General features: G+C 45.8%; 18 protein-coding genes. 8 read left to right on the top strand and 10 right to left on the bottom strand.

Annotated features, from left to right (window positions below):
* The coding region (locus tag ACTIE6_RS13930; RefSeq protein WP_439557220.1) for a hypothetical protein at window positions 1-222 on the top strand (222 nt) is incomplete at its 5' end.
* Between the two features lie 96 nt (window positions 223-318).
* Complete coding sequence (locus ACTIE6_RS13935) at window positions 319-1146, top strand: FkbM family methyltransferase (RefSeq protein WP_439557221.1); 828 nt, start codon at window positions 319-321, stop codon at window positions 1144-1146.
* A gap of 9 nt (window positions 1147-1155) precedes the next feature.
* Here ACTIE6_RS13935 and corA read toward each other — a convergent pair whose 3' ends face one another.
* Entirely contained in the window at window positions 1156-2100 is a 945-nt protein-coding gene (gene corA, locus ACTIE6_RS13940; RefSeq protein WP_439557222.1) for a magnesium/cobalt transporter CorA, read from the bottom strand.
* Window positions 2101-2237: 137 nt separating this feature from the next.
* On the opposite strand from corA, the gene ACTIE6_RS13945 reads away from it, so the two are divergent.
* From ACTIE6_RS13945 to ACTIE6_RS13960, 4 genes are read left to right on the top strand one after another with little or no spacing between them, the layout of a single operon-like run.
* Entirely contained in the window at window positions 2238-2678 is a 441-nt protein-coding gene (locus tag ACTIE6_RS13945) for a DUF6934 family protein (protein ID WP_439557223.1), read from the top strand.
* Entirely contained in the window at window positions 2675-2839 is a 165-nt protein-coding gene (locus tag ACTIE6_RS13950; protein WP_439557224.1) for a hypothetical protein, read from the top strand. Before ACTIE6_RS13945 ends, ACTIE6_RS13950 begins: the two co-directional genes overlap by 4 nt.
* A 43-nt stretch (window positions 2840-2882) precedes the next feature.
* A complete protein-coding gene (locus ACTIE6_RS13955; protein ID WP_439557225.1) occupies window positions 2883-4070 on the top strand; it encodes an MFS transporter in 1188 nt (395 codons plus the stop codon).
* The gene (locus tag ACTIE6_RS13960; protein WP_439557226.1) at window positions 4060-4665 is read left to right on the top strand and encodes an IMPACT family protein; all 606 of its coding nucleotides are present in this window, start codon (window positions 4060-4062) and stop codon (window positions 4663-4665) included. The genes ACTIE6_RS13955 and ACTIE6_RS13960 overlap by 11 nt, the downstream gene beginning before the upstream one ends.
* On the opposite strand, the gene ACTIE6_RS13965 is transcribed toward ACTIE6_RS13960, so the two are convergent.
* The 3 genes from ACTIE6_RS13965 to ACTIE6_RS13975 form a co-directional block, all read right to left on the bottom strand.
* Window positions 4652-4831, bottom strand: coding sequence for a hypothetical protein (locus ACTIE6_RS13965; RefSeq protein WP_439557227.1), 180 nt, complete (start codon window positions 4829-4831; stop codon window positions 4652-4654). The two genes, ACTIE6_RS13960 and ACTIE6_RS13965, sit on opposite strands and share 14 nt — an antisense overlap.
* Before the next feature lie 101 nt (window positions 4832-4932).
* The gene (locus tag ACTIE6_RS13970) at window positions 4933-6696 is read right to left on the bottom strand and encodes a RagB/SusD family nutrient uptake outer membrane protein (RefSeq protein ID WP_439557228.1); all 1764 of its coding nucleotides are present in this window, start codon (window positions 6694-6696) and stop codon (window positions 4933-4935) included.
* A 36-nt stretch (window positions 6697-6732) separates the two neighbouring features.
* Window positions 6733-10008 (bottom strand): SusC/RagA family TonB-linked outer membrane protein, encoded by a 3276-nt coding sequence (locus ACTIE6_RS13975; protein ID WP_439557229.1) that lies wholly within the window; start codon window positions 10006-10008, stop codon window positions 6733-6735.
* A 329-nt stretch (window positions 10009-10337) separates the two neighbouring features.
* On the opposite strand from ACTIE6_RS13975, the gene uvrA reads away from it, so the two are divergent.
* On the top strand, window positions 10338-13190 hold the full coding sequence (gene uvrA, locus ACTIE6_RS13980; protein ID WP_439557230.1) for an excinuclease ABC subunit UvrA: 2853 nt from the start codon (window positions 10338-10340) through the stop codon (window positions 13188-13190).
* Here uvrA and ACTIE6_RS13985 read toward each other — a convergent pair whose 3' ends face one another.
* On the bottom strand, window positions 13191-13925 hold the full coding sequence (locus tag ACTIE6_RS13985; RefSeq protein ID WP_439557231.1) for a LytR/AlgR family response regulator transcription factor: 735 nt from the start codon (window positions 13923-13925) through the stop codon (window positions 13191-13193).
* Window positions 13922-14992: a sensor histidine kinase gene (locus tag ACTIE6_RS13990; RefSeq protein WP_439557232.1), complete on the bottom strand. Its 1071-nt coding sequence runs from the start codon at window positions 14990-14992 to the stop codon at window positions 13922-13924. The genes ACTIE6_RS13985 and ACTIE6_RS13990 overlap by 4 nt, the downstream gene beginning before the upstream one ends.
* A 353-nt stretch (window positions 14993-15345) precedes the next feature.
* On the opposite strand from ACTIE6_RS13990, the gene ACTIE6_RS13995 reads away from it, so the two are divergent.
* The gene (locus ACTIE6_RS13995; RefSeq protein ID WP_439557233.1) at window positions 15346-18258 is read left to right on the top strand and encodes a TonB-dependent receptor domain-containing protein; all 2913 of its coding nucleotides are present in this window, start codon (window positions 15346-15348) and stop codon (window positions 18256-18258) included.
* Window positions 18259-18329: 71 nt separating this feature from the next.
* Here the strand turns inward: ACTIE6_RS13995 and hemC are convergent, their stop codons facing one another.
* Genes hemC through rimK form a run of 4 tightly spaced genes read right to left on the bottom strand, consistent with a single transcriptional unit; the run spans window position 18330 to window position 20917 of the window.
* Window positions 18330-19256, bottom strand: a complete 927-nt coding sequence (gene hemC / locus ACTIE6_RS14000) for a hydroxymethylbilane synthase (protein WP_439557234.1) — start codon at window positions 19254-19256, stop codon at window positions 18330-18332.
* 50 nt (window positions 19257-19306) lie between these two features.
* Window positions 19307-19666 carry a helix-turn-helix domain-containing protein gene (locus ACTIE6_RS14005; protein ID WP_439557235.1) on the bottom strand — a complete coding sequence of 120 codons (360 nt, stop codon included), beginning with the start codon at window positions 19664-19666 and terminating at the stop codon, window positions 19307-19309.
* Window positions 19650-19961: a type II toxin-antitoxin system HigB family toxin gene (locus tag ACTIE6_RS14010; RefSeq protein WP_439557236.1), complete on the bottom strand. Its 312-nt coding sequence runs from the start codon at window positions 19959-19961 to the stop codon at window positions 19650-19652. The genes ACTIE6_RS14005 and ACTIE6_RS14010 overlap by 17 nt, the downstream gene beginning before the upstream one ends.
* A 53-nt stretch (window positions 19962-20014) precedes the next feature.
* A complete protein-coding gene (gene rimK, locus ACTIE6_RS14015) occupies window positions 20015-20917 on the bottom strand; it encodes a 30S ribosomal protein S6--L-glutamate ligase (protein ID WP_439557237.1) in 903 nt (300 codons plus the stop codon).
* Between the last annotated feature and the right edge of the window lie 8 nt (window positions 20918-20925).

Genomic DNA, 20925 nt, shown 5'->3' on the forward strand with positions numbered 1-20925 from the left:
TATTCGCGGCTGCTCACGCACGAAAATTACGAACTGCAGTCCGGTAAGAAGAATATGAACACCTTAACGATGACGCACTGGGCCTATCGGAATAAGGTGGGCTTTATATTGATGGACTACAAATTTCGGCCGGAATCATATTATCCGAAGGCAGGTACTAAGTCAATTCCCTTCTACAAGTTGACTTTTTTCAATGGCAGGTTTGCCATTTACAAGCGATAGATTTAACAATTGACATTTAAAAAGGGGCGGCCTGACTGATGTCAATTAGAGTTATATTTGTTAAAGCAGTTGCAATAATTTATTGTTCGGATCAGCATGTTGGCGTACATAGAAAGATGGTTAACACGAAGGAAGGCGCGGCGGCAATTTAGTGAGTATTCTCACACGATTGACACATTCACGCTTGAAGATGAAGGTGCTATTCTCTTTGCGAACTGGAAAAATCCGCTAATTAAACCAAAAATCATCACGCAAGGAGAAGTTAATTTCTTTAAGAAGTTTATCAAAAAAGGAAGCCTCTGTATTGATATTGGAACCAATATCGGCGATACTACTGTACCTATGGCACTTGCTGCCGGGAAGGACGGAGTTACCCTCGGTTTTGACCCTAATCCGCACGTATTCAGGATTATGGAGGTGAATGCGTCTTTGAACCGAGACAAAACTAATATAATTGCCTTACCCTTTGCTGTGACCAAAGAAGACGGTGAGTTTAGCTATGCATCATCAGAAGCATCCTTTGGAAATGGAGGGATCGCGAATGAAATGGTTGAAGATCATGGAGCATTTCAGCTTTCAACCAAAATAAAAGGTGTTGCGCTTGGAAAGTACCTGATTGCAAATTATGCTGACATACTGCCAAAAGTATCTTTTATAAAGGTAGACGTAGAAGGAGCTGATAAAGAAGTGCTAGAGTCAATATCTGGCTTAATTAAACAGTTTCGCCCTGTGCTTATCGCGGAATGTTTTCCAAAAGCAACGCAACAGGAACGAGCAGAGTTGTTTAAGCTTGTTTCTGATTTCAATTATTCACTGTACTACTTTGCCGACTTCCACGAAAATGCACAGGTAATAAAAATTGAAACCGCGAGGGACATGAATAAATGGAGAACTTTCAACTTTTATGCAGTCCCAAACCAGTAACAGCTGATATCAAATCCACCGCTTCCGCCTGAAAAACAAAAGCACAACAGCGGAGGACAAGACCATTAACAGCAGAGAGCCCCAAAATCCCCAGGGTTCGCTGGTAGAAGGAATGTGGTCGTAATTCATCCCGAAAATCCCTGCTATGAGGGTTGGCGGCATGAAAATGATCGTTACTACGGTAAATATTTTGATTACCTGGTTTTGTTCGAGGTTAATCAAACCCATAAATGTGTTCTGCAGATATTCCAATCGTTCAAAATTGAAAGTGGTATATTCCAGCAGTGAGTTAATGTCTTTCAGGATGATGCGCAAATGTTCCTTTCGATCCTCGGGAAAATACTGACTCCGTAAAATTCCGGATAAAACGCGTTGTTTGTCAATGCTTGTTTCCCGCAGCATCATTGTAATTTCCTGCAAACCGCTGATCCTGATAAGTACTTCCTGCCGTGCTTTCTGCTGGTGTGTAAGATCTTTACTGATCGCAGAAATGTCTCTGGAAATACCTTCCAGCGAATCAGCGTCGGCTTCAATGCGGGTTTCCAGCAGTAAAAGCATAAAGTCCACGCCGCCCTGTATACTCTCGGGGCTTACCGTCATTTTTTTAACCGTATCCGCAAAGGTTTTTGAGTCGCCACGACGGTAAGTGAACAGTACATTCTGGTGTAGCAGAAAGGACACGGGATAAGTCTCATAGCCTTCCCGGTCTATTTTCAGGAAGTTAGAGTTTGCGTTAATGGTCTCATTTTGTTCAAAAAACCGGGAGCTGCTTTCAATCTCCACGATTTCCTGGGGAGTTTGAAAACTGATATTGCATTTGTTCTCAACCCATTCCTCTTCCTCCGCAGAAGGTGACTGCAAATCCACCCAAATCAGGTTCTTTACCTTGCCAAGTTCACGAAAATCATTTTCGCGTTTAATCAAACGTCCCTCTTTATAGAATATACGTACCATTTTTTAAAGTTGGGAAAAAAGAACGTCCCAGGAAAGAAGCGCTCCTATTTTCCGCAGGAAAGATGAAACCGGCAGTTGGAGTATTGGTTTAGAGAGAAAGTTTCGGCTTTACTATTTTTCGGTTAAAATGAACGCTTTTGAAACATAGCATTTATCCTGTAAGTACTTCGTCTGACCGGTATTCCTATACATTCGAAAGTATATCATCAGAAAAGATTGTGACCAAGAAGGTCGAGTTTGTTCCAATCGTCGACGGGCTTTACAACTTAGCATTTGGTGATTTGAACAGCGCAGGTGCATTGGACGATCTTGTAAAAACCAACAATAAGGATATGAAGGAAGTGCTTGCTACCGTTATTCAGATTGTGAGGATTTTTTTAGAACTTCACGCTGATGATGCAATATATTTTGAAGGCAGCACCTCATCAAGAACAAGGCTGTATCAGATCATTTTGACACGAGAGCTACTCAATTGGAATGATAAATTCGTAGTTTTTGGTGCTGAAAATGGCAGTTTACTGCCCTTTGAAGTAAATCGTAATTTTGACTCGTTTGTTGTAAAATTAAAAGAATCATGAGCTCAGAACAAAAACGTGAGTTGACCCTGGCGGACATCAAGGTTGACCCAACAATTAAAAGCAGCAGAAATGACCCTTTTGTAATCAGGAAGGTAGAGGAAGCAAAGAGAACACTGGCAAAGCTTGATCTTACTGTGCTCAATCTGCCACATAAGTCTTAGTAAGCGTTTAATTTTCTTTAAGGCAAATCTGTACCTTTGCGGCATGCAAAGTACAGCTTCACCAAGCATCTTTACCACACAATTCTGGCTGCTGGGTCTCAGTTCCTTTCTCTTTTCTTCCAGCTTTAATATGCTCATACCCGAGTTGCCCGGGTATCTTTCACAAATGGGCGGCGGGGATTATAAAGGCGCCATTATCGGTTTATTTACATTAACAGCAGGTTTGTCAAGACCATTCAGCGGCCGGCTTACCGACCGCATCGGCAGGGTGCCGGTGATGGCATTTGGTTCATTGGTCTGCTTCGTCTGCGGATTGTTATATCCAGTTTTTACCACTGTAATGCCATTTTTGTTGCTCCGGCTCGTACACGGATTCTCAACCGGCTTCAAACCAACCGGTACCGCTGCCTACGTGGCCGATATCGTTCCGGCAAACCGCCGGGGAGAAGCAATGGGCATTCATGGTATGTGTATGGGTGTCGGCTCGGCATTCGGGCCTGCTGTTGGAAGTATGATCAGTCAGGCGTTTTCGTTGAACGGCTTGTTTTATACCTCTTCTGTTTTCGCACTGCTATCCATCGCTATTTTAATGAATATGAAAGAAACGCTGGTAGAGAAACAGCCGCTTTCCAGGGAAGCATTCAAGCTGAGTTGGCGCGATATCTTTGAGCCCGATGTATTTAGTCCGGCACTGATCACTTTCCTCTGCTATTTCAGTTTTGGTGCAGTAGCCACCATTACGCCCGATTTTAGCGAACATCTTGGTTTGCAAAATAAGGGGTATTACTTCATGGTGTTCACAATTTCTTCCATTCTCGTACGGATTTTTGCAGGCAAAATATCGGATCAGCATGGGCGCATGCCGGTTACCATTGTCGGCGCAGCTATATTGATCGCGTCCATGATAATCACAGGTTACGCAGATACTGCCTTTCTGTTTCTGGCAGGCGGAGCTGTTTTTGGAATATCCATGGGCATTTTATCTCCGGTACTTTCAGCCTGGACAGTCGACCTGAGTGGTGACCATAACCGCGGCCGCTCCATTGCGACGATGTACATTTGTCTGGAAGCGGGGATTGGTATCGGCGCATTTCTTTCCGCTGCTTTGTTTGCTAATAAGCCAAGCAATTTACCTCTCGTATTTTTCTCAATGGCCGGGTTCGCCGCCGCCGGACTGATCTACACTGTATTTATCTATCAGCAGAAAAAACGCCAAAGCCGTGTTATTTGACGATACATTTCAAACAATCTCCGCACCGGCAGAGGGATTTTTCAAGGATAAAGGAAGCAAATTTCATGGATATGCATTTCCAATCTCAGGTGACGCAGATGCCAGGCAGCATTTAGGCGAGCTGAGGGAATTGCATCCCAAAGCAGTGCATCATTGTTACGCCTATCGGCTGGGTACGGACAAAATGAGCTACCGGATGAGTGACGATGGTGAGCCTTCGGGTACCGCAGCCCGGCCTGTTCTAAATACATTATATTTACGCAACGTAACCAATTTGCTGGTAGTTGTTGTCCGTTATTTTGGCGGGACACTTCTGGGCGTTCCGGGTTTGATCAATGCTTACAAAACCACAGCTGAGGATACATTGAATGAGGCAAATGTGGTAACCAGACATTTTGTAAACAGGTATGAAATTGCATTCTCCTACCCACAAATGAATGAAGTAATGCGGATAGTAAAAGAAATGGAGCTGCCTGTATTAAGTCAGCAGTTCGAAATGCAGTGCGCCATGAAAGTGGAAGTGCGGGTATCTGCAACAGAACTATTCGTCACAAGATGCCAGAAGATCGAAGACCTGACCCTTACATTGCAGTAGGGTAGTTATTGTCTTTCAGCATTTTGATGAAATCATCTTCATAGTCCTTTATCGCTTTGAGGAGCTCTTTCAATTCTTTTTCCTCAGGGCTACCCTTTTTTGCCCCGAAAATTTCATCAGCGCGCTCCGACGCTTTCTCGTATTCACTTTCGTTTTTGATGGTCATTTCTGCTTCGTCTAATCGAGATAAAGATATTCATAATGCCTGAAACGCAAAAGACCTGCCGAAGCAGGTCCTTGCGTTAGTTTGGTTAAAAATGCAGATTATCAATATCCCGGATTCTGAACCAGAATGGGTTGTCCATTCAGCTGACTGTTCAGGATCTCGTCCTGAGGCAATGGATAGTAAAGGTTTTTGGAAGTGAATGTTTTGCCGGCCATATACCCTCTTTTGCTGAAAGTACGTCCGGAAGGCTCTTTTCCAGCTACGGCTTCTTCAGCAGCATATTTGTTGAGTACTTTCTCAGCAATGCCCCATCTTACCAGATCAAAAAAGCGGTGACCTTCCATCGCAAATTCAAGTCTCTGCTCCATGCGAACCGCATTTCTTGCAAAATCAGCTCCTTTGCTTGCAAACGTACCTGCCGGGTAAGGCTCCACTTTGTAAGTTACGCTTGCATCCTGTACAGAGCCGGTCTTGGCACGCAGACGAATTTGGTTCACATAACCTTCTGCCGCAGCGAGGTTACCAAGCTCCACTTCACATTCAGCCAGCCAGAGCAATACGTGCGAAAACTTGATCAGGCGGAAGTTGTTGTTAACATTCCGTTTGCTGGTCGAGTGCGTGGTGCTGTTTTCTTCTGCGAGATAGTACATCCATTTTTTTCCGGTGAACGGACCTGCATAAGTCTGGTCGCGGATCCAGGAAGAACCCGGCATTGGACCCCAGTCGAGGAAGTTTACACCGCGACGACCAACTGTCCAGTCAAGGCGAGGGTCAACCGGAACGGTTTTGTCTAATGTGAATGCAGCAGAAGCAGCAATTCCCTGGTCATTTGGAAGGTCTACTTTGTTGTAAGTATCCAGCGAACCGTCAGCAGCGTTACCGATCATCGGGAGTCCATTCTCCGTTTTGAATGCATTCACCAAATTGTGTGAAGGCTGGTAGAAACCGCAGCAGCCTCTTCCGGGTGCATTCGCAGAATACGGCCAGTTCAGGTTGTCACCCGCGTTCCCATTATTTCCATTGGTACCGTCATTTACTGAAAACTGTACTTCAAAAATCGATTCCGCATTGTTGTTTCCGGTTGTTCTGTAATTGTCGTGATAGTTGGCAACCAGCTTTTTACCAGAGTTTTTAACTACATCTTCAAGCAAAGTTTTTGCAGCAGCCCATTTTTTCTGAAACACCAACACCTTTGCCAGGTGAGATTTCGCTGCCCATTGGGTAGCCCTTCCTTTTTGCGCCTGAGTCGCAGGTAAGTTGTCGGCAGCGAACTGGAAGTCAGCTTCGATTTTAGGCCAGATATCATCCTTGTTAGGGATTTTGGTAGAATTCGGGTCCGCGGCTACATAAATGGTCTCATCAATATAAGGCACCATATTCCACATTTTCTTTGCCTCAAAATGGTAGAATCCTCTCAAAAAGCGCGCTTCTGCGATTACCTGATTCTTTTCAGCATCAGTCATATCTTTTACCAATTCGCCGTTTACCACCTGAATTACTTCGTTGCAGCGGGCAACTCCATCATACTGGTGCCACCATTTTCCAAGGAAATAGGTGTTGTCAGAAAGCCAGTTGTATTGTTCAATGAAAGACTGTTCAGGCTGGTCACCTGCATCAGTACCTTTCACTGCATCGTCGCTGGCGATACCGCCGAAAACGTAGTTTGAAATAGTCGACTGGCGGCCGGTATTACCTGAACCCACACCATCCAGCAGCGAGTAGGCGCCGATCAGCAATGCATTTACACCGTTCTTGTTACTCAATTGCTCACGAGATGCTCTTCCCTGCGGTTTTAGGTCAAAAAAGCTGTCGGAGCAGGAGAAGCTGAGTCCGACGAGGAGTACTAATAATGTTATTTTTTTCATCGTATTATCTATAATAATTTGATTGTCACGAGATTTTTAGAAACCAAACCGAACACCTACCAGGTATGATTTAGAAACCGGGTATGCACCTTCGTCCACGCCCATGTGGGTATCCTGGTTATCATTACCGGATCTTCTCAGGTTAATGTCAGGATCAAGTCCGGTGTATTTGGTAAATGTGAACAGGTTTTGTCCCTGCAAGTACACTTGCGCCGAGTTAAGCTTGATCTTTTTCAGGAATGAAGAAGGTACTGTGTAAGTCAGCTGGATGTTTTTGATACGGAAATAAGAACCATCTTCAAGGAAGTAAGAAGAAACCTGCTGGCTGGTTGCATCGCCTGAGTTAAGTCTTGGCAGCTTTGCATCGTCGCCCGGTTTTTTCCAGGAATTGTAAAGCATATCCTTCGATCTGTTACCCTGGAACACGTTGAAATCAGTCCAGTATCTTACGTAGTTGAAGATTTCATTGCCATAAACACCTTGTCCGAACACGGTCAGGTCAAAAGCTTTGTAACCAACGTTCAGGTTAACACCATAGTTGAAGTCAGGATGTGGGCTTCCGATGATGGTTCTGTCAGCAGCAGTAATGATACCGTCGCCATTTACATCTCTGAATTTAAATACACCTTCACGGGTATACGAACCAAACTTAGGAGCTGCATCTGCTTCCGCCTGATCTTTGATCACACCATCCACGAAGTAACCATAGTAGCTCGCGATCGGATAACCTGCTTTGGTAGCCGACATAGCCGGAAGGCGCGTTGTGAACCCGAAAATGGTCGCGTTAGGATTGTCATTCAATTTGATCACTTCATTTTTGTAGTGACCGAAGTTTACGCCTACTGCATAGTAGAAATCATCTTTACGATCGCGGAAGTTAACACCGATATCAAATCCTCTGTTACGAACTTCGCCGATATTGGTGTAAGGAATAGTACCCGTTCCGGCTGTTCTTGGGATCGCGATCTGGGTCAACATATCGCTGGTTACACGGTTGTACAAGTCAAGTACTACCTCCATTTTGTTATTCAGCAAAACCGCATCCAAACCAATGTTGGTAGAAGTATTGGTTTCCCATTTACCATTCTGGTTACCAAACTGTACTAGGTCAAAACCACCTACGATGGAAGTTCCGGTACCATTGATATCGTATGCATTGTTCTGAGGATCCGGCGCGTACAATGTATACGCATTAGATACGTTCGGGATCAGCTGGTTACCTGTTTTACCCCAGCCAAAACGAAGTTTCAGATCGTCGAGAACTTTCTTGGTCGGCTTCATGAAACCCAGTTCCGTCATACGCAGACCCAGCGAGAATGCAGGAAAAATACCGTAGCGGTTGGCTTCTGAGAAACGGGAAGAACCATCGCGACGCAGTGTAAAGTCAGCCAGGAAAAGGTCTTTAAAACCGTAGTTGATTTTACCGAACTGAGAGAAAAGGGCAGTACGTGTAGCACCTGCGCCTGCATTGGCCAAACCGGCCGCCGAACCTGCATCCAGGTAACGGTAATCCAGATCGTCGAATGCAAAACCGCTTCTGCTGGCCTGGAATCCGGCCGCGTATGTTTTTACAGCCTCAGTTCCTACCAGTACGTTTACATTGTGAGAGCCAAAAATCTTGGCATAATTTAATGTGTTGAACCAGGTAATGGAGCGGTCGAGGTTGTTGATCACGTTCATGCTGTTTGCATTTCTTGCCTCAGCTGCTTCAATGTCACGGTGAAAATATTCCGACCGGTTGGATTGGTTGTATTCGAGACCAAAGCTCGTGCGACCTACCAAACCTGGAAGAATGTCCACTTGCGCAAACATGTTTCCAAATACGTGGGTACCTCTTGTAATGTTGTCTTTTTCGCGGTACAAACGTGCGAGCGGGTTAGGTGCATTACCCAGGTTACTGCCTCGGCTACCTGCAAATCCATTGTAAGCAGAAGTGTTGGTACCACCCAGCGCAGCCGGACCGCCTGTGATATCGAATACGGGAATGATCGGGTGAACGCGTATCGCGAACATAATCGGGTTACCTTCATCGTTGTTCGTGATTCCTTGTCTTTCATCGTAAGAGAATGTAAGGTTTTCTCCCACAGTGACTTTGCCTTTCGTGAACTCAGTGTTGGCACGGACAGAATAGCGTTTGTAGTTGGTATATCTCAAAATACCATTTTGCTTAAAATAGTTGGCTGAGATCGCATACTTGGCTGTTTGCGAACCGCCCGAAGCGCCGATCTGGTAATTTGAAATAGGAGCCGGATCAAAGATCACATCCTGCCAGTCGGTACCTTCCTTGTTCGCTTTTGTAATGTTAAATGCTGTTTTACCCAAATTTGGATCAGCAATATCATTGGTATAGGTGTAAGAACTTGGAAGCGTGGTTTCACCCGGTTTTAAATAGTAGTTTGGGTAAATGTAATCTGCAATCGTCTGATTTCCGTTTTCGTCAAATTTGTACTGAACAGAAGGTGAGGTAGCAGAAGGATTTTTACCTGCGCCAAGATCGGCTTGATACAGATATTCGCCCAATTCTTTGGTATTCAACAGGTCAAGCATTTTGCCTGGACGCTGGGTACCTGTATAGAAGTCGAATGTAATGTTCGGCGCACCTGGTTTTCCTTTTTTTGTTGTAATGATCACAACCCCATTGGCAGCCCGCGCTCCGTAGATAGATGCAGCAGACGCATCTTTCAACACCTGCATCGATTCGATATCGTTCGGGTTGATCTGATTGAGCGTTCCCTGCGTAGGTACTCCGTCGATTACATACAGCGGACTGTTGTTGTTGATCGAACCAAAACCGCGGATACGGACCATTGTTCCACCACCCGGCGAGTTGTCATTACCTACGGTAACCCCCGCCGCGCGGCCTTGCAGCATTTGCGTCACGCTGGCGCTTGGTACCGCTGTCAGTTCTTTGGGGTTGATAACTGTAACCGCACCGGTAATATCCTGTTTCCGCTGTGATGCGTAACCGGTTACAACCACCTCGGTCAGACTTTTAATGTCATCGGAAAGTTTTACGTCAATAACAGTTTTTGAACCTACGGTAATTTCTTGTTTGATATAACCGATTGAAGAAAAAACAAGGACTGAATTAGCTGATTTTGCATCGATAGCATACCGCCCGTCTGCGTCGGTGACAGTCCCGGTATTGGTACCTTGTACCTGAACATTCACGCCGGGGATTCCGGCTCCGTCAACTGTAGAGGTGACTTTCCCTGTAACTTGTCTGTCTTGCCCGTAAGACGTGCCACTGCTTAGCAGCGCGCATAGCAATAACGTTACGGAAGTCAGAGCGACTCGTAAATTTTGTTTCATAGAATAGGGATGTTAAAATGTTAATTATGTATTACTAATTATCAATATACTACCAAAAGTAGAAATTCAGTTGATATTTCTACCATAAATTGTGGATGATACGACGATAAAATATTAATATATCAATGGTTACATTATTTAACGGTCACGGTATCGTGCAAATTGGGAACGTTTGCATTGCAATAGAAAATCCTTTTAAACTTCAATTATCACCTGTTAAAGAATGGCTCGGAATCTTACAATAATTATGCAACTGAAGGCGTAGTTTTGTGGTTAATTCACTTAGGCTACATCAACAAAAACATTATTCATCACCATCATCTAAGGTATTGGAACATCTGAATGCGACAGAACTTGCTGGTCAGGATCTCATTGAAGTAGAGGGCGCCCGCGAGCATAATCTTAAAAATATTGACGTTAACATTCCCCGCAACAAGCTGGTTGTGGTGACCGGGATCAGTGGCAGTGGTAAGTCTTCGCTTGCCTTTGATACCATTTATGCAGAGGGCCAGCGGCGCTATATGGAGAGTTTTTCTTCTTACGCGCGCGGTTTTATAGGTGAAATGGAGCGGCCCGACGTGGACAAGATCAGCGGCCTTTCACCGGTAATCAGCATTGAACAGAAAACAACTTCCCGGAACCCGAGATCTACGGTAGGTACTGTTACGGAAATCTATGATTTCCTTCGATTGCTGTACGCGCGTGCAGGCGAAGCGTATTCGTACGTAACAGGCCGGAGAATGATCAAGCAGTCTCAGGACCAGATTGTTAACCAGCTTTTAACCCAGTTTGTCGGTAAAAAAATCATGTTGCTTGCGCCGGTTGTGAAAGGCCGGAAAGGACATTACCGCGAACTGTTCGTGCAGATTACCCGACTAGGCTATACGAAGGTGCGGGTTGACGGTGAAGTACTCGATATTACGCCCAAAATGCAGCTTGACAGGTATAAGGTGCATGATATTGAAATCGTTATCGACCGCATTATTCCAAAAAGTGAAGCTGAGGATAGTCAGTCGCGGTACCGGCTGAGCCAGTCGGTTGCGACGGCGATCAAGCAGGGGAAAGGTGCATTGATGGTTTTGGACGATAAAGGCGAAACTTACTATTTTTCCCAAAACCTGATGGACCCTGAATCGGGTATCAGCTACGACGATCCTGCACCGAATGCATTTTCTTTCAACTCACCTTACGGCTGGTGCCCTACCTGTCAGGGGTTGGGGTTGATAGAGGAGATAACGGAAGATTCCATCATCCCCGACAAATCTTTGAGCATCAGCAAAGGCGGGATCGCGCCTATGGGAGAATACAGGGAAGCCTGGATTTTCAAACAGCTTGAAGTGCTTTTGAAACCATATAAGATCACATTGCAAACGCCGCTTGAAAAATTCTCCGAGGAAGCTATCAAGCTGGTATTGTATGGAAGTGAAGATGCTGTGCCGGTTCCTTCCAAAAAATATCCCGGAACAGAATGGGAGACGAAGTTTGATGGTATTGTCAACTTCCTAAAAAGACAGCAGGAGAGTGGAAACGACAAAATTCAGGAGTGGCTGAAAGATTTTATGTCCATTCAAACCTGTCCCGAATGCAATGGAAAGCGACTGAAAAAAGAATCGCTCCATTTCAGGATCGACGGAAAAGATATTGCCGAACTCTCTAACCGGGATGTACGCGAGCTGGCGGATTGGCTGGTGAATCTGGAAGACAGACTGGAAGAGCGGCAGCGCGTGATCGGACACGAAGTTTTGAAAGAGATCAGAAAACGCGTAGGGTTTTTGCTGGATGTTGGATTGGATTACCTGACTTTAAACCGGGCATTGCGGACATTATCCGGCGGCGAAGCACAGCGGATCAGGCTCGCGACGCAAATTGGTACGCAGCTTACGGGGGTTCTTTATATTATGGACGAACCGAGTATCGGGTTGCACCAGCGTGACAATGTGCGGTTGATCAATTCGCTAAAAAGCCTGCGCGATCTTGGAAATACGGTTTTGGTGGTGGAGCACGATAAAGATATGATGCTTGCTTCCGACTATATCCTCGACATTGGTCCGGGCGCCGGGCGGCACGGAGGTAATGTAGTAGGAGCAGGTTCGCCCGAGGTTTTCCTGAAAAACGGATCACTTACTGCTGAATATCTGAGTGGCCGGGAAGCGATTGAAGTTCCGAAAAAGCGAAGAAAAGGTTCGGGTAACTCTATTTCGCTAAAAGGCTGTACTGGTCACAATCTCAAAAATGTGAATATGTCGTTTCCCCTTGGAACGATGATCTGTGTGACTGGCGTAAGTGGCAGCGGGAAATCCTCACTGGTGCACGAAACGTTGTTTCCGCTCCTGAATGCGCATTTTTATAAGTCAAGAAGAGAGCCGCTGCCTTACAAATCGGTGGAAGGTTTAGAACATATTGACAAAGTAATTGAAGTAGATCAGTCGCCGATCGGCCGCACACCGCGTTCAAACCCGGCGACTTACACCAATTTATTTACAGATATCCGGACGCTTTTTGCTGAATTGCCTGAATCCAAAATCCGCGGTTACAAGCCCGGCCGTTTTTCATTCAATGTAAAAGGCGGCCGCTGCGAAGATTGCGAGGGAGCCGGAATGAAGAAAATCGAAATGGATTTCCTTCCCGATGTGCATATCAACTGCGAAACCTGTAAAGGAAAACGCTTTAACCGGGAAACGCTGGAAGTTCGTTTCAAAGGAAAATCCATTGCCGATGTGCTGGATATGACCGTGGAATCGGCATTGGAGTTTTTTGAAAATATGCCAAGGTTACTTCGTAAAGTTCAGACTCTGAATGATGTAGGTTTGGGTTACATTACGCTCGGCCAGCATGCTACCACACTTTCAGGTGGCGAGGCGCAGCGTGTGAAGTTGTCGGAAGAATTGTCGAAAAGAGATACGGGTAAAACGCTTTATATCCTCGACGAACCCACAACCGGGCTGCATTTCCAGGATATCCGCCATTTGCTGAATGTTTTGAACAAACTTGTAGAAAAGGGAAATACCGTTTTGATCATCGAGCATAACCTCGACGTGATCAAAGTTGCAGACCATGTTATTGATGTAGGTCCCGAAGGTGGCGCGAAAGGCGGGCGCATAATTGCCGAAGGTACACCCGAGAAAGTGGCGAAAGTAAAAGGGAGCTTTACAGGTTACTTCCTGCAGGAAGAGCTGAAATAGCTACATCCATTTGCTCAAAAACTGATTGAAATTCTCTTTGTACTGGTCACTCACCGGAATTGTAATCGCGCCGATCTGAATTGTATTCTTGGTTACGGCGCTGATTTTATCGAGGTTAACAATAAAAGACCGGTGCACGCGCATGAACCTGGAAGCGGGAAGTTTTTCTTCCAGCGCTTTCAGGCTCGTGAGTGAAAGAATGGGTTTAGGATCTGATTTTAAGTGGACTTTTACGTAATCTTTGAGTCCCTCCGTGTACATGATATCATCGTAGGCAATCCGCACAAGCTGATATTCAACTTTTAAAAACAGGTATTCATCCTTGTTTTCTACGAAACCTGCCGACGATGCTTTTTGCAAAAGCTCGGCATAAGCCTGCGCTTTTGATGCAGCACGGAGGAACTCTTCATAATTAAAGGGTTTTAGGAGATAGTCAAGTGCGTCGACCCGGAAGCCATCGAGGGCGTATTGGTTGAATGCGGTTGTAAATATGACCCTGGGCGCTCTGCCGCCCGCTTTTTCAATCACGCGGGCCAGTTCGATACCTGTAAGATCCGGCATTTGAATGTCCAGGAAAATCAAATCAATTTGTTGGGTATGAATTACCTGTAAAGCTTCTACCGCACTCGAATACCTGCCTGTAAGTGACAGAAAAGGTGTTTTTTCGATAAAAGCGCAAACCAGTCCCAGTGCCAGCGGCTCGTCGTCAACAGCTATGCATTGTAATACATTCATGCCGTTTCCAATTCCAGGTGTACTTCAAACTCTTTCTCAGCTTTATTCTCGTTCACTTCCAGCTGGTACTTTCCGGGATATAAAAGGTCAAGGCGGCGCTGCGTGTTAGCCAGGCCAATTCCATTGCTTTCATCAAGAATTGCCCTTTTGTCAGGGAACAATGTGTTTTTTACTTCTACAAAAATCTTGTTACTGCTTTGGCTGATCTTTATATCGATCCGGCTGGGCTGCATAGCACTTACTCCGTGCTTGAACGCATTTTCTATAAAAGGCAAAAACAGCATCGGCGCAATGGAAACATCGTGCATTGGATTGGGCGGGTCCAAATGAACTGTTACTTTGTCGGTCAGCCGGAGCTGCATTAACTGGATATAATCCTGGGCAAATGCGATTTCCTGGCTCAGTAACACAGTCCCGTGCTGGGTTTCGTAAAGTACATAGCGCATCATTCTTGACAATTTATGCAGTGCTTCCCGCGCAGCTTCCACGTCAATGACCGTCAGCGCGTAAATGTTATTTAATGTATTGAAGAAAAAATGCGGGTTAATCTGCGCTTTCAGGAATGAAAGCTCCGAATTGATCTTTTCCTTTTCCAGATTTTGACGGAACTGCTTGTCCATTTGGGCCGTGCGCACCGCCGCGATACTGGTACTTAGCCCGATCACCATCAATGCAGTAATCATCGCAAAATTATCCAGCTTCTCATTCCGCTTCTTCTCCCCATTTGCTTCTCTCGCCAGGCGGAATGCACTTTCCATCTGGGTGCCGAAACCGATCGCATTTTTCACCTGCTCCATTGCAAAAGCCATAATCAGCACTGAGGCTACATTCAGGAGAATGAACTTGACGTACTTGTTTTTGGCCAGGTAATGCGGAAACCAGAAGTAATAATTAATGTAAAATATAGCAACCAGAAGTGTAAAAAGAACACCCTGCTTGATCCAGAAAGCAACCGGAAATTGAATTTGCCAGTTGAGTGGCTGCCACATCAGAAACATAGCCAGGAAGCCCCAACCTAAAAGGTGCAGGAGCAGTGGCGGGTATTTGCGGGCGGCACGCGTATCCATTTTTATCATTTGGTTTATATGTCGATGATCCTGACATACAAACGCAATCTTACAGGGATTTCGTCAAATACCCTATTTCAATCGATCAAAGCAGGACGAATACCGACTGAATCAGGTGTAGAATCTATTAAACCGGAATGAGCCACACTGGGGCGTTAATTGCCTGATCCCATTGATTTGTTGGGGATTACATGGGTTGGAGTAGCAAATTCATCGGCAGGCGCAAGCTACTTAGTCGTGTGAAACCCGACTTTGATCGGTACATTACGTGGTTCTATCTATTCCTTTTTTCTGCGCCGTTTTTAGGTACTTATTTTGAAACTCGGATAGTGCATCATTATATCAACCCAACCATGAAACTCAGTTTACGATTAACACTCCTGACTTTATTATCGGGAATTACATTTGGAGCCTACGCACAGTTTGGCGGCGGAGGCGGTGGCGGCAGGCCAGGCGGTGGCGGCGATTTCAGGGGCGGCGGCGAGCGACAACGTCAGACTGCTATTCCGGGAACAGCCGAAGATACCCGCAGCGGAAGCGGGAAAATACGTGGAACCCTGATCGACTCAGTAAGCAAAAACCCGGTGGAATTTGCTGCATTGTCGCTCGTGGATATTAAAACGAACAATCCGATAGACGGTACTACTACGGACGAGAAAGGACAATTTTCAATGACGAAAGTGGCTTCCGGAAACTTCAAGATCCTTATTTCATTTATCGGGTATAAAACCAAAACCATTAATGATATCAAAATCGACAGGCGGTCGGACATTGATCTCGGCAATGTGACACTGGCACCTGACGTAGTTCAGCTGAAAGAGGTTGAAGTAGTCGGAATGGCGGCGCTTGTGGAGGAGAAAGTTGACAGGCTGGTCTACAATGCGGAAAAGGATATTACGAGCAAAGGCGGCGATGCTTCCGATGTGATGAAGAAAGTACCAATGCTTACTGTCGATCTGGACGGAAATGTTTCACTTCGGGGTAGTTCCAATGTGCGGGTTTTGATCAATAATAAACCTTCTACCATTATTGCTACGAGTGTTGCCGATGCATTGCGTCAGATCCCGGCGGATATGATCAAGTCGGTGGAGGTAATTACTTCTCCTTCTGCACGCTACGATGCAGAAGGCTCTGCGGGTATTATCAATATTGTTACCAAGAAAAGCACGATCCAGGGCGGGACATTAAATCTTGATACTGGTATCGGAAACCGCGGCTCTAACCTTGGATTGAGAGGAAACTACCGGGTCGGTAAAATGGGTTTCAGTCTGGGTGGATTTGGCCGTTTTAACTACAATATGCCGGGCAAATCGGAGAATGTTCAGACTGGAAAACTGGAAAACTTCCAGGTTCGTCAGAGCAGCGAGTCGGATAATAAAATGGCATTCGGGTCTTACAATTTCGGCTGGGATTACGAGATAGATTCGAAAACGTCTCTTTCGGCAAGTGTACGTTACGGAATGCGGAACCAGCGCAATATGCAGGAGCTGACCACACTGAACAGAGCTGCGTCTGGAACTGAGCGTAATAGCGTCCGCGATGTGAATTCAAAGGATTTATCAGGAACCTGGGACGTGAATGTGGATTATATCAAAACACTCGCGAAGCCACAACAGGAACTGAGCATCTCTACCCAATTCAGTCGTAACAACCGTACAAATGATTATACAGCGGATGTTTACAACCTGCTGAGCGGCGTGAGCACAAGAGAATTGCTCGGCACCGAATTGAACGATAACAACAGCCACAACCAGGAAAGCACTGTTCAGATTGATTACCAAACGCCAATTAAAGACAATCAGCTTTTCGAATTTGGTGGAAAAGGTATTTTCCGTCAGGTAGTGAGTAACATCGTTTACGGCGGTCTGATAGCAGCCCGCCCGAACAGCGCATTGGATTATGACCAGAATGTAGGTGCAGGTTATGCTTCCTACACATTTACTACCAAAAGCCGCTTTACTGTGAAAGCAGGCGCGCGTTACGAATACACCAGCATTGATGCAACGCAGGGTGAGCAAGGTGCATTAAACCTGCCCGCTTACAGCAACCTGGTACCAAGCCTCAACCTTTCGCAAACTTTCGGTAAAGGTCAGACTGTAAAACTTGGCTATAACCGCAGGTTGCAACGTCCCGGCATTCAATTCCTAAACCCTAACATTAATTCTGCCAACCCGAACAACATTTCGTTCGGTAACCCCAATCTCCGCCCCGAGCTGACGGACCAGGTTGAATTGGGTACCAGCTTTTTCAAGAATTCATTGTATATCAATGTGGCGACGTTTGCGCGGTTTACGAATAACTCCATTGAAAGTATCCGTACAACAGACAGCAATGGGGTGATTTCGACGACTTATGGAAATATTGGTGAGAAGAAAAACTATGGTGTCAATGTCTATGGAAACCTGACATTGTTTAAAAGATGGCAGATTGGCGGTGGTTTTGATTCTTATTATTCCAATCTCAGGAATAACAGCGGCGATGCTTCGATACGGTCGAGCAACAGCGGTATCGTGGTTAGCGGGCGTTTACGCAGTAGTTTGACTATCAAAAACGGCTGGGGATTGCAGCTGGGCGGCTTTGCAAGAGGACGCGACGTACAGTTGCAGGGAACGCAGGCCGGCTTCCGTATGTATGATCTGGGTATCCGCAAAGACTTCAAAAACAAACGCGGCGGCATCGGGTTCGGAATGGAAAACTTCCTTGCACCTTCAATGAAAATGCGCACAAGTTTGGAATCAACCACCTTTACGCAGGAGAATACCAACTATCTATTCAACAGAGGATTTCGTGTGAATTTCAATTACCGTTTTGGTAAAATGACTTTTGTTGAACAAAAATCACGCAGAAGAAAGTCTGTTAACAACGATGACCAGAAAAGTGACGGCGGCGGAATGGACGGTGGCGGACAAGCTGCCCCTGCGACAGCTGCTCCTGCTATCACTCCTGGAAGAGGCGGCGCTGGCGCAACCGGCGGAAGACCACAAGGCGGAATGCGCCCTGCTGGCACAGACAGCACAGCCAGACCAATGCGTCAGGGAATGCCAGTGCAACCGGGAACAAAACCGGATTCAACCATGCGGAGAGACTCGACTATGCGTACTGACTCTACAATGAGACCACCGGTGATAGTACCTGACTCAGCTGCAAGGCCAGTTGTTCCTGCTGATTCGAGGATGAAACCTGACAGTACAGCACTACCTGTTCGGCAAGATTCGATTCCGGTGAAACCTGTTGTTCCAGCAGATTCAATTCCTAAGAAAGACTAACCAGAATAACCCTTAACAGCAAAAAAGCCCGGACTCAGTGCCGGGCTTTTGCGTTGTATGCGAGAAAATTGCTAGCTGTTTGGACTTCTGATTTCCGCCAAAATCCGATCAGCGCCTGCTTCCAGCAGCTCGTCAGCCAATGCGGTACCTAGTTCCTCCGGAAAGGTTTGTGCCCCGGTTTGTGTTTTTCTGATCAACTCACTGCCATTCAGGCTGATAATACCGCCGGTAATATGGATTTGGGCGCCTTGCAAAGTGGCCATTGCAAATACAGGTATACTGCACCCGCCCTGCAAGGTTTTCAGGAAAGCTCTTTCGGTCAAAAGGCAAATTTCTGTTTCTACGTGATTCAGCAAGTTTTTCAGAATAGCTTTCTTTTCTTCGCTCAGCGCAGTTGAACATTCAATTGCAACGCTGCCCTGGCCCACTGCGGGCGTGAATTCATCCAGTAATAAATGCTCGGCGATTTTATCGTCATATTCCATCCGGTGTACGCCGGCATAAGCCAGTAGCAGTGCGTCGCATTGTCCTTCTTCCAATTTCCGGAGGCGGGTTTGCAGGTTACCGCGCATATCCACGGTTTTGATATGAGGATAAAAATGGCGGAGTACCGCAACGCGGCGGGTGGAAGAAGTACCTACTGTAAAGGGTTCGCCGCTTTTCAGGGATAATGCAGTGTTGTGACTTACGAGCACATCGTTTGCTTTTTCACGTTCAGTGAAGGCGATGATTTCAAATGCATCATCGAGCTGCGATTGTAAATCTTTTGCACTGTGAACTGCAATGTCAATATCCCCGCTTCTCAGCTGATCTTCCAGCTCTTCGGTAAAAACTCCTTTGCTTCCTATCTTGGACAAAGACCTGTCGAGAATCTTGTCGCCCTTTGTTTCAATAACTACAATATCAGATTCTATGCCGCCTGCGTGCAGAAGATCCTGGACATAATGTGCCTGCCAAAGAGCCAACCTGCTGCCGCGCGTCCCAATTTTTATATGCATAATGTTTTATTTGTTCGTCTGACTCAGAATAATCTGGTTACGAAGACTAATTAATAGGATTGTATGAGTATCTCCGCAGGTATGTTCAGTTTCTGGTTCAACTTCCGGATCATTCCGAGACTAAGCTTCCGCTTGCCGGAAAGGATTTCAGATTTGCGAGAGCGGAAGCCGAGGATATCCGAAAGCTCTTTTTCAGAAATTCCCAATTGTTCCAACCGAAACTTAATAGCTTCCAGTGGAGTCGGCTTGGGTACAGGGAAATGGACTTTCTCGTAATCTTTAACCAGAATTGATAAAACTTCCAGTTCGTCAGATTCCAGTGAATTCGGGGAAAGATCCATTTGCATCAGGCGATAAATCTGCCCTAGCGCCTGCTCGTATTGCTCATTGCTTTTAATAGGAGTTGCCATATTCAATATTTTTTGCATTGATCTTATCGTATGCGTCATGCGGCCCGAACCACACTATGAAAACTATTTTCAATCTGAACTCGATATCAACTATCAGTCTGTAAGAATTACCATGAATGTTGAAAACAACTCTTTTATTGCTCAAAATAGAGGCATTTCGATATTGCTCTTTCAATTCATTCGGTGAATTCCAGTTGGCGAGTTCTGCTTCCTCGTGCCAGGAGAAAAGAGATTGTTGTGCTTTGGGGTAAGTTTCCCAATAGCTCTTCAATGTTTTCAATGCAATTACGCGCATGCCACAATGTAAAAATAAGCAAATGTTACCAGATTGGTTACGAATTTGTATGCTTAAACCCCTACTGTATCCCCTTCGTCGGTGACAATTTTATCTTCAATGTAACTAACAATCAAAGAGGCGATATCAATTCCGCTGATCTCTTCAATTCCGCGTAGACCGGGTGATGAATTTACTTCCATGACCAGCGGGCCTCTCTCGGATTGTAACATATCAACGCCTGCGATTTTGACTCCGAGCGCCCGGGCTGCTGCTACGGCAGTATGTTCTTCTTCTGGCGTTAATTCCACCAGGCTGCCCTGGCCGCCCCTGTGCAGATTGCTGCGGAAATCTCCGTCGGCGCCCTGGCGGCGCATTGCTGCAATCACTTTGTTGCCGATTACAAATGCGCGGATATCCGCTCCTTTCGATTCTGCAATGTATTCCTGGATTAAAAAGTTGGCGCGCAAGCCGTAAAAAGCTTCAATCGTGGATTTGGCAGCCTTGATAGTTTCCGCCAACACAACACCCACACCCTGGGTGCCTTCGAGTAGTTTGATTACCACCGGCGGACCGCCAACCAGGTGAATCAGCTCATTTACCTGGGAAGGATTTTTAGCAAAAACAGTTTTTGGAATATCAATGCCCGCTTTTGCCAAAACCTGCATACTTCTCAGTTTATCACGCGAACGTAAAATGGCCTGCGATTTAACGGTTGTAAAAACCTTCATCAGTTCCAGCTGGCGCACTACTGCACAGCCAAATGCGGTTACAGAAGTGCCGATCCTCGGGATCGCGGCGTCAATTTCCGGTACTGGTTTTCCTTTATATATAATGGAAGGCTTGCCACCTTCGATCATCACGAAGCATTTAACGTGGTCAACCACAAGCGCCTCGTGGCCTCTTTGTTTGATTGCCTCCACCAAACGTCGCGTCGAATAAAGGTCTGCATTGGTGGATAATACGGCGATTTTCATAAAAAATG

Origin of the sequence: Dyadobacter sp. (genome assembly GCF_051859145.1) — a bacterium.
Taxonomy (GTDB): domain Bacteria; phylum Bacteroidota; class Bacteroidia; order Cytophagales; family Spirosomataceae; genus Dyadobacter.

Coding starts and splice junctions, on each gene's coding strand:
- ACTIE6_RS13935 (WP_439557221.1), top strand. CDS start 319: ATGTTGGCGTACATAGAAAGATGGTTAACACGAAGGAAGGCGCGGCGG.
- corA (WP_439557222.1), bottom strand. CDS start 2,100: ATGGTACGTATATTCTATAAAGAGGGACGTTTGATTAAACGCGAAAAT.
- ACTIE6_RS13950 (WP_439557224.1), top strand. CDS start 2,675: ATGAGCTCAGAACAAAAACGTGAGTTGACCCTGGCGGACATCAAGGTT.
- ACTIE6_RS13955 (WP_439557225.1), top strand. CDS start 2,883: ATGCAAAGTACAGCTTCACCAAGCATCTTTACCACACAATTCTGGCTG.
- ACTIE6_RS13965 (WP_439557227.1), bottom strand. CDS start 4,831: ATGACCATCAAAAACGAAAGTGAATACGAGAAAGCGTCGGAGCGCGCT.
- ACTIE6_RS13970 (WP_439557228.1), bottom strand. CDS start 6,696: ATGAAAAAAATAACATTATTAGTACTCCTCGTCGGACTCAGCTTCTCC.
- ACTIE6_RS13975 (WP_439557229.1), bottom strand. CDS start 10,008: ATGAAACAAAATTTACGAGTCGCTCTGACTTCCGTAACGTTATTGCTA.
- ACTIE6_RS13985 (WP_439557231.1), bottom strand. CDS start 13,925: ATGAATGTATTACAATGCATAGCTGTTGACGACGAGCCGCTGGCACTG.
- ACTIE6_RS13990 (WP_439557232.1), bottom strand. CDS start 14,992: ATGGATACGCGTGCCGCCCGCAAATACCCGCCACTGCTCCTGCACCTT.
- ACTIE6_RS13995 (WP_439557233.1), top strand. CDS start 15,346: ATGAAACTCAGTTTACGATTAACACTCCTGACTTTATTATCGGGAATT.
- hemC (WP_439557234.1), bottom strand. CDS start 19,256: ATGCATATAAAAATTGGGACGCGCGGCAGCAGGTTGGCTCTTTGGCAG.
- ACTIE6_RS14005 (WP_439557235.1), bottom strand. CDS start 19,666: ATGGCAACTCCTATTAAAAGCAATGAGCAATACGAGCAGGCGCTAGGG.
- ACTIE6_RS14010 (WP_439557236.1), bottom strand. CDS start 19,961: ATGCGCGTAATTGCATTGAAAACATTGAAGAGCTATTGGGAAACTTAC.
- rimK (WP_439557237.1), bottom strand. CDS start 20,917: ATGAAAATCGCCGTATTATCCACCAATGCAGACCTTTATTCGACGCGA.